Source organism: Micrococcus sp. HSID17227 (assembly GCF_003989405.1).
GTDB classification, from domain to species: Bacteria; Actinomycetota; Actinomycetes; order Actinomycetales; family Micrococcaceae; genus Micrococcus; species Micrococcus luteus.
On the sequence record NZ_RBLN01000071.1, the window covers coordinates 1 to 9,046 of the forward strand.

Genomic DNA, 9,046 nt, shown 5'->3' on the forward strand with positions numbered 1-9,046 from the left:
CTCCGCCGCCCGGCCGCTCGAGGCCCGGGGCGTCGAACTGGAGATCGGCCTGCCCGAGGGCGCCCGCGCGCCCCTGCTGACCGTCCTGGCCGAGGCGCTGGCCGAGGGCCACGGCGAGCGCGCCGCCGTCCTCGTGGTCACCGCGACCACCCGCGAGGCCGAGGACCTCGTGACCGACCTCGCCGCCTGGGCCCCCGCCGGTGCCGCCGCGCTGTTCCCGTCCTGGGAGACGCTGCCCCACGAGCGCCTGTCCCCGCGCTCGGACACCGTGGGCGCCCGCCTGGCCGTGCTGCGCCGCCTCGCCCACCCGGAGGAGCACGCGGAGGGCCCGCTGCGCGTCGTCGTCGCCCCCGTGCGCGCCGTGCTGCAGCCCCTCGTGGCCGGGCTCGGCGAGCTGAGCCCCGTGACCCTGCGGACGGGGGAGGAGCGGGACTTCGACGGTGTGGTGGCCGCGCTCGCGGACGCCGCCTACTCGCGCGTGGACATGGTCAGCCGGCGCGGCGAGTTCGCCGTGCGCGGCGGGCTGATCGACGTGTTCCCGCCCACCGAGGACTACCCCGTGCGCATCGAGTTCTTCGGCGACGAGGTGGAGCAGATGCGCTGGTTCTCCGTGGCGGACCAGCGCTCCCTCGAGGACACCACGGAGGACGGCTCGGGTCACCCCACCGAGCTGTACGCGCCCCCGTGCCGCGAGCTGCTGATCACGGACCACGTGCGCCGGCGCGCCAAAGAGCTGATCCCGGCCATGCCCGCCGCCGCGGACATGCTGGACCGGATCGCCGAGGGCGTGGCCGTGGAGGGCATGGAGTCCCTCTCCCCGCTGCTGGCCGAGGCCATGACGTCGCTGCCCCGCATGCTGCCCGCAGGCTCGCTGACCGTCCTCGTGGAGCCCGAGCGCCTGCGCGGCCGCGCCGACGACCTGCTGGCCACCAACGAGGAGTTCCTCCAGGCCGCGTGGGCCGGTGCCGCGCAGGGCGCGGTCGCCCCGGTGGACGTGGCCGGGGCGGACCAGTCCGCCGCGGGCGGCTTCCTCACGGTGGCCGAACTCCGCGCCGCCGCCCTCGAGCAGGACCAGGGGTTCTGGTCCGTCACCGCGCTGGTCTCGGACGCCGAGCTGTTGCCCGACGCCGCCACCCTGCGCGCCACCCTCGGCGTCCCGCAGACCTTCTCGGGCGACATCGAGGCCATGGTCGCGCACACCCGCGTCCGGCTCGCGGAGGGGTGGCATGCCGTGGTCCTCACCGACGGCCCCGGCTCCGCCCGCCGTCTCGCCGAGCTCACCACGGAGGCCGGCCTCACGGCCGCCGTGGTGGACGGGCCCCTGCCCGCGGACCTCGCCCCGGGGCGGGTCTCCATCGCGACGGCGCCCGTCGGCTCCGGCTTCACGATCCCGGACGCGCAGATCGCCCTGATCACGGAGCACGACCTCTTCGGCCGGCACCGCACCGCTGGGACGCGCGCCCCCGGGGCACGGCTGGCCCGGAAGCGGCGCAACGCCGTCGACCCGCTGACCCTGCAGCCCGGCGACCACGTGGTGCACTCCCAGCACGGCATCGCCCGCTTCGTGGAGCTGCAGCGCCGCAAGGTCACCGGCGGTCCGCGCACCGCCCCCGGCGCCGAGGAGTCCTACCGCGAGTACCTCGTGCTCGAGTACGCGCCCTCGAAGCGCGGTGCCCCGGGCGACCGGCTGTTCGTGCCCACCGACCAGCTCGACCTGATCTCCACCTACGTGGGCGGGGAGACGCCGTCGCTCTCCAAGATGGGCGGCTCGGACTGGGCGCAGACCAAGTCCAAGGCCAAGCGCGCCACCCGCGAGATCGCCGGCGAGCTCATCCGCCTGTACTCGGCCCGCATGGCCTCGCGCGGCCACGCGTTCGCCCCGGACACCCCGTGGCAGGGCGAGCTGGAGGAGGCGTTCCCGTTCATCGAGACGCCGGACCAGCTGACCACCATCGAGGACGTCAAGAAGGACATGGAGGCGGCCGTCCCCATGGACCGGCTCGTCTCCGGCGACGTCGGCTTCGGCAAGACCGAGGTGGCCGTGCGCGCCGCGTTCAAGGCGGTGCAGGACGGCAAACAGGTGGCCGTCCTCGTCCCGACGACGCTGCTCGCCCGCCAGCACCACCAGACGTTCTCCGACCGGTTCGCCGGCTTCCCCGTGAAGGTGGCCGCGCTCTCCCGGTTCCAGACCGCCAAGGAGTCCAAGGAGGTCGTCGAGGGGCTCGCGCACGGTGAGGTGGACGTGGTGATCGGCACCCACCGGCTGCTCTCCGACCAGGTGCAGTTCAAGGACCTGGGCCTGGTGATCGTGGACGAGGAGCAGCGCTTCGGCGTCGAGCACAAGGAGGCGCTGAAGAAGATGCGCACCAACGTGGACGTGCTCGCCATGTCCGCCACGCCCATCCCGCGCACCCTCGAGATGTCCCTCACCGGCATCCGCGAGACCTCCACGCTGGCCACCGCCCCGGAGGAGCGCCACCCCGTGCTCACCTCGGTGGGCCCGTACTCGGACCAGCAGGTCACCGCGGCCATCCGCCGCGAGCTGATGCGCGAGGGCCAGGTGTTCTACGTGCACAACCGCGTCACCACCATCGACAAGGTGGCCAAGCGCATCGCCGAGCTGGTGCCGGAGGCGAGGATCGCCGTCGCCCACGGCAAGATGAGCGAGGCCCGGCTCGAGCAGATCATGGTGGACTTCTGGGAGCGGAAGTTCGACGTGCTCGTCTCCACCACGATCATCGAGACCGGCCTGGACATCGCCAACGCCAACACCCTGATCGTGGAGGACGCCCACCGCTACGGCCTCTCGCAGCTGCACCAGCTGCGCGGCCGCGTGGGCCGTGGCCGCGAGCGGGCGTACGCGTACTTCTTGTACGACCCGCAGAAGCCCCTGGGCGAGGTGGCCCTCGAACGCCTCAAGGCCGTGGCCACCCACAACGAGCTCGGCGCGGGCATGCAGCTGGCCATGAAGGACCTCGAGATCCGCGGCGCCGGCAACCTGCTGGGCGGCGAGCAGTCCGGCCACATCGCCGGCGTGGGCTTCGACCTGTATCTGCGGATGGTGGGCGAGGCCGTGGCCGACTTCAAGGGCGAGGAGGACACCGCGCCCGCCGAGGTGAAGGTGGAGCTGCCGGTCAACGCCCATCTGCCGCACGACTACGTGCCGGGGGAGCGGCTGCGCCTGGAGATGTACCGCAACCTCGCCCAGGCCGCGGACGACGCCGCCGTGGACGCCGTGGTGGAGGAGCTCAAGGACCGCTACGGCCCGCTGCCGGAGCCGGTGGAGGCGCTCGTCGCCGTCGCCCGGTTCCGCAACCGGGCGCGGGCCGCGGGCGTCACCGAGGTGATGCTGCTGGGCCAGAACGTGAAGTTCGGCCCCGCCGCGGACCTGCCGGAGTCCCGTCAGATGCGCCTGACCCGCATGTACAAGGGCGCCCAGGTCAAGCCGGCCCTGAACGGCGTCCTCATCCCGCGGCCCAAGACCAAGCCGGTCATGGGTCAGGACCTCGTGGACGTCCCGCTGCTCGAGTGGGCGCAGCAGGTGGTCGACGCGATCTTCGCGCCGGAGGGCTGAGCCGGGTCAGGCCGTCCGCACGCGGACGAGGACGCCGTGCGCCTCGAGCATCTCGAGGAAGGCGTGGACGTCGGCCGCGACGTCGGCGGGGTCGAGGCCGAACGCCTCCGCCACCTGGACCGTGATTGTCGTCGTCGACAGCGGCGTCGGCGGATCCGCGACCAGGTCGTCATCCGGGGTGCGGCCGCCCACGAGGACGTCCCAGATCACGTCGCCCGAGGCGCTCAACAGCAGCGGCTGACCGGCCTCGAGCGTCATGACGACGGCCTGGCCGCCGGCGGTGCGGGCCCACGCGATGTCGGGGGCCAGGGCCCAGCCCTCGGTGGTCTCAACGGTCACGGCGCACCGCCTTCCTCCAGGCCCAGCCGGCGAGTGCGCCGAGCCGGGCGCGCTGCTCGCGCCACAGGTCCGCGCGGGTGACAGGCCGGCCCAGGCGCATCTGCAGATGGGGGCGGTTCACCGGGATCGTGCGGGCCACGAGGACGGCCCGCTCCCGCGCCGTGGCGGCCGACTGCCACCGGGTGCGGAACAGCTCCAGACCGCTCTGGCTCTCGTGCAGCGCCGCGAAGAGGGTCAGCTGCCTGGAGTCGACGCCGTCGGCGGCCTCGCCCGTGGCGACGTGCCAGGCCGCGCCCGCGTCCAGCCGGTGGGCTTCCTCGCGCAGGGCTGCCCAGCTTTCGGCGGGCAGGGATTCCCGGATGTGCCGGACGTCGTGCGCGCCGCGATACGGATCGCGGGCCGCGTGGACGATGACGACGAGCCGCTGGTGGCACGGGCTCGGCACCGGAACGGGCCGGCCGGCGATCACGAGGTGGGTGTGCTCGCTCCACAGGGTGTCGAAGGCCGCCTCGGGGGACGGGCCGAGTCCGGGGAAGAGCCGATGCACGTCCACATACCCCAGCTGGTCATGCCAGAGCGTGGCCGCGTGCTGGAAGATCGATCCCTCCGAGAAGGTGGCGACCGGTTCCCAGCCGTGGGAGTCCAGGAGTGCGATGACGGCGGCGGCATCGGTGGGATGGACCAGCAGGTCCACGTCCGAACTGCGGCGGTGATCGGGGTAGACGCCGGGCTCGGTGGCGTAGCCCTTGAGGTGCAGGGCGCGGATGTCGGCCCGGCCCAGCAGGTGCGCGATGCGGGCGTGGGCGAGGCGGACGCGGATCTCGAGGTCCAGGGACGGCGGGGCGGCCGGTCGCTGTCCCGTCGCACGTTCCCCCATGGCCGCGAGCTTAGCCGACCGAAAGGAGGGCCCCTCATCCACACGGACGCACAGGGATGCTGGCGACGAGCTGGGCGACCCGTCTACACTGTCTTTGAGACCTCCACAGCCGATTCTCATGAATCGTGTCGCGGGGCTCTGTCCACTCGCGTGACCCGTGACCCCGTTCGGGCGCGAAAGCCACACCTCGACTCGAAACGAGTGAAGCCATGCAGAAGAACACCTCCACCCTCTCCCGTCGCAAGGTGACCGCCGGCATCGCCTGGACGGTTCCGGCCGTCGCCGCCGTCGCCGCCGCCCCGTTCGCCGCGGCCTCCCCGACCGGCTGTGCCGACGTGACCACGGGCACCGCCGTGAAGCACCAGGGCGGCGGCCAGTCCGATGGCATCAAGCAGGCCTACGGCTTCACCATCACCATCACCAACACGTCGCCCACCCCCGTGTACGTCAACCCGGGCACGGTGACCGTGGTGTTCGGCGGTCATACCACCCGAAACGGTGAGGCGCGTCTCTACACCGACAGCCCGTGCGAGGGAGGCAGGCGACTGGCCGCCATGGACCCCGAGCTGCTCCTGCAGCCGGGCGAGTCCAAGACCTACTACTACCTGGTGAACAAGACCGGCAACTCGGCCAACGAGTCCGGCTGCGTCAAGGGCAAGCTGCAGCTGGCCCTGCCGACGAGCGCTCCTGAGGGCGCGGATCTCTGCAACGACGGTGTCGTCGAGTTCAGCAACTGCTTCGAGACCACCCCGCCCTCGGTGAAGTGCTGATCTTCTGAGCACCGCCACGAAGGGCCCCGCCTCCTCAGAGGCGGGGCCCTTCTGCATCCCCGGGCCCGTGCCGTCGATGCGACGACCTGGCCCTGCGGCCGGGCGCCGTCAGCGTGGCGACGCGTCACCCGCGGTCCCGGCCGCGGCCTCGGCGGCGTCCCGGGGCGCCTGGTAGTAGACGTCGTAGCTGCCGCCGTCCGCGCCGTAGCCCCCGCCGTAGTAGTCCGAGCCCACACCGGAGGCCGGGGTGCCGTTGAGCACGACGCCGAGCACCCGGGCGTTGACGCCCGCGAGCATGTCCCGGGCCACCTCGAGGTGCTCCTTGCGGGTCTTGCCGTGGCGGATCACCAGGACGGTGCCGTCCACCGCCGCGGCGAGCAGGGTCGAGTCCGTGACGGGCAGCACGGGCGGGGCGTCCACGAGCACCATGTGCGTCTCGGCGAGGGCGGTGAGCAGGTCCTTCATCCGCTCGGAGCCGAGCTGTTCGGACGGGTTCGGGGGAGTGCGGCCGGCAGGCAGGAGGAGCAGCCCGTCCTCGCCCACGGGGATCAGCACGTCCTGGAGGGCGACGTCCCCGTTGAGGACCTCGGACAGGCCCACGCGGCCGTCGACGCCGAACTGCAGGGCCTGGCGGGGGCGACGCAGATCGGCGTCGATGAGGATCACCGGCTGGCCGGCGGCCGCCACGGTCAGGGCCAGGTTGCCGATCACCGTCGACTTGCCCTCGCCGGGGTTGGAGCTGGTGAACGCGATGGTGCGGGGCGGATCGTCCACCGCAGCGAACCGCAGGTTGGTCCGCAGCTGACGCACCGCCTCCGACGCGCGGGGGGAGAGGGGCGCCATCGGCGCCGTGCGTTCCGCCTTCATGCTGGGGTCCAGGGGGATGGCGCCGAGCAGGCCCGCCCCGCCCGCCACCTGGGCGTCCGTCGTCGTCCGCACGTTGACGTCCAGCAGCCGCCGCAGGAGCGCGACGATCAGGCCGAGGACGAGGCCTGCGCCCAGGCCGTACAGCAGGTGGCGGACGCGGTCCGGGCTCGAGGGCGTGGCCGGCACGAGGGCGTCCTCCATGGCCGTGACCTTGACGTTGGACGTCGGATCGAGCTCGTTCGCCACGTCGGCGGTCGCCACGAGCGCCCCGTTGGCCAGCGCGGCGGCCTGCTGCGCATCGGGGGCCACGGCGGACACCGTGATGAGGTTCGAGTTCGGCACCAGGGCGGCGCTCATGGTCGCGCCGGCGGTGTCCAAGCCCTCGGCCGCGATCCGCTCGCGGACCGTGCGGCTGTTGATCAGCGGGATGTAGGACTGGGCGCGGGTCTGGGCGGTCTCGGTGCCGGAGATGCTCGCCTCCCCCTCCACCGTGACGAACGCGGTCGAGGTGGCGGTGTACAGCGTGGGCTGCAGCAGCGAGTACACGAGGCCCGCCGCCAGGCCCAGGGCGGCGCACCCCAGGATCACCAGGCGGTTCGCACGCAGCACACGAAGGAAATCAATGATGTTCATGGGATCCCAGGATCGAAGGGCAGCGACTCAGCTCACTCTAACAAGCGGGACAGCCCGTTCTGCCGCACTCGTCTACGCTGGGCGTGGGGCGGAGACGCGCCCCGGCAGGGCGACGGAGGAGCGGTCATGACGGTGGGGCACGACGCGCACGGACCGCGGCACTCCGACCCCCGCTACGTGGCCCTGCAGACGGAACGGGAGAAGCACGCCCGCGCCGCCGCCCGCGGCACGTCCGTGTGGTCGGCCGACCAGGACGCCGCCGTCCCGCGCGAGCCCCTGCGCATCCCCGAACTGCTGCTCGGGGCCCTGCTGGCCATGGAGGCGTTCAGCGTCCCCCTCGGCCCCGTGGCGCTCCCGCTGAACGAGGCGGGCATGCTCCTGCTGCTGGCCCTGGCGCTGTGCCGACGGTCCCGCCGCGATGTCTCCGCCCTCGGGCTGACCGCCGTGCTCGCCGCCGCCGTGCTGCTGTTCCTCGCGATCGTCTCCGTGTCCCAGGGCATTCCGGACCTGGAATGGCTGCGCCGGTGGGTGCGGATGGCGGCCCTCGTCGGGCTCGTCGGCTGCATCGCCGGCGGCCGGCTCAGCCTGCGCTCGCTCGCCGTCGGGCTCGGCGCCGCCATGGCCCTGAACGTGCCCCTCTTCTACGCCGGCCTCGTCCCCGCGCCCTACGGCAGTTTCCTGACCGGCATCCTCGCGGACAAGAACGTGGCGGGCCTCTACTACGCGGCCATGCCGGTCCTGGCGCTCGCCCTCGTGCGGGCGCGGCGGTGGAAGCTGATCCTGCTCGTCGCCGCCGCGGTGTGCGTCGTCCTCACGGGCTCCCGCACCTCCATGGCGGGCTTCGCCTGCGCCGTCCTGTGGCTCTGGCTGACGCCGCGGATGGGGGCGGGTCTGCGCCTGGTCCTGCTGGCGGTCCTCGCCTGGGCGGTCGCGTTCGCCGAGGAGAACCTGGCCCGCATCGCCTTCTTCGCGGACCGCACCGGCACGGACTGGCTGCGCTCGAACATCCAGGCCGAGACGGCTGTGCGCGTCGCGGAGACGCCGTGGTACGGCCGGGGCCTCACCACGGCGTACGTGGACTTCGGCGGCGCCACGTGGCACTACCACAACTCCTACGCGGGCCTCTACACCGAGGGCGGCGTCGTGCTCCTCCTCGCCGTCCTCGGCGCGTACGCGTTCTTCGGGCTGCGCCTGTTCAGCGCCCGGCTGCGCACCCCCTCGCGCGTGGCGGTGGAGGCGGCGGCCGTCGTCGTGTTCGTCTCCGCGACGCAGCTGGGCGAGGTGTTCATCACGATCCCCAGCATGCTCGTCGTCGCCGCCGGCGTGACCCTCTGGCTCGACGAGCGGGACGCCCCGCTCGAGAGCGAGGTGCTCGAGCGGCGCCGTCGTCGGGTGCTGGCCGCGGCGCGCCAGGGGCAGCACGCCCCGTCCTCCGGCGGGCACGCCGTCCCCGATCTCTGACGCCGGCCGGTCAGGCGCCCGTCGGCTCCTCCTCCACGAGGTCCCCGTCGAGGGCCCGGGCGATCTCCCACGCCAGCAGCTCGACGATCGGCTGCGCGGTCTGCGCCATCGCGGCGTAGCCCTCGGCGGGGCCGCGGAACGGGTCCGGCAGATCCGCGTCCGGTCGCTCCCCGTGGGCGATCAGGCGGGAGCGCAGCTCCGCCAGGGCCGTCACGAGCGCGGTGACGCCGGCGCCCGGAGGGACCGCCGCGGCGAGCTCCTCGCCGTGGTCGCGCAGGAGGGTGCCCATGCCGAGGATCGTGAAGGTCCGGCGCACCGCCGCGGGGTCCTCGCGCAGCACCTCGTCCAGGTGGTCGTCCGTCGCGGTCAGGACGAGGTCCTGGCCCGCCAGCGAACGCCCGGTCAGCTGCTGCGGCCGATGCTGCGTCAACGCCGCGCGGACTCGGCGGCTCGGCGCGAGGTCGAGCAGCGGGCCGGGGACGGTCAGCGCCTGGTTCGGCTCCGTGCCCGCGCTCGTGACCTCCG

At 73.2% G+C, this 9,046-nt stretch carries 7 protein-coding genes; 3 read left to right on the forward strand and 4 right to left on the reverse strand.

All coding sequences use genetic code 11. The annotated features are described in order from the left end of the window. The coding region (mfd, locus tag D8M29_RS05540) for a transcription-repair coupling factor (RefSeq protein ID WP_127445838.1) at positions 1-3,574 on the forward strand (3,574 nt) is incomplete at its 5' end. Between the two features lie 6 nt (positions 3,575-3,580). Here mfd and D8M29_RS05545 read toward each other — a convergent pair. Then, positions 3,581-3,913 carry a PqqD family protein gene (locus tag D8M29_RS05545; RefSeq protein WP_119217474.1) on the reverse strand — a complete coding sequence of 111 codons (333 nt, stop codon included), beginning with the start codon at positions 3,911-3,913 and terminating at the stop codon, positions 3,581-3,583. Beyond that, a complete protein-coding gene (locus D8M29_RS05550; RefSeq protein ID WP_127435218.1) occupies positions 3,903-4,790 on the reverse strand; it encodes a nucleotidyltransferase family protein in 888 nt (295 codons plus the stop codon). The genes D8M29_RS05545 and D8M29_RS05550 overlap by 11 nt, the downstream gene beginning before the upstream one ends. Before the next feature lie 209 nt (positions 4,791-4,999). Here D8M29_RS05550 and D8M29_RS05555 point away from each other — a divergent pair, with 209 nt between their 5' ends. Continuing rightward, positions 5,000-5,560 carry a hypothetical protein gene (locus tag D8M29_RS05555; protein WP_127435219.1) on the forward strand — a complete coding sequence of 187 codons (561 nt, stop codon included), beginning with the start codon at positions 5,000-5,002 and terminating at the stop codon, positions 5,558-5,560. Between the two features lie 108 nt (positions 5,561-5,668). On the opposite strand, the gene D8M29_RS05560 is transcribed toward D8M29_RS05555, so the two are convergent. Next, a complete protein-coding gene (locus D8M29_RS05560) occupies positions 5,669-7,060 on the reverse strand; it encodes a polysaccharide biosynthesis tyrosine autokinase (RefSeq protein WP_127435220.1) in 1,392 nt (463 codons plus the stop codon). Between the two features lie 126 nt (positions 7,061-7,186). On the opposite strand from D8M29_RS05560, the gene D8M29_RS05565 reads away from it, so the two are divergent. Continuing rightward, the gene (locus D8M29_RS05565) at positions 7,187-8,521 is read left to right on the forward strand and encodes an O-antigen ligase (protein WP_127435221.1); all 1,335 of its coding nucleotides are present in this window, start codon (positions 7,187-7,189) and stop codon (positions 8,519-8,521) included. A 10-nt stretch (positions 8,522-8,531) separates the two neighbouring features. Here the strand turns inward: D8M29_RS05565 and D8M29_RS13590 are convergent. Continuing rightward, positions 8,532-9,046, reverse strand: a 515-nt coding sequence (locus tag D8M29_RS13590; RefSeq protein WP_161972458.1) for a phosphotyrosine protein phosphatase, incomplete at its 5' end; no start/stop codon positions are given.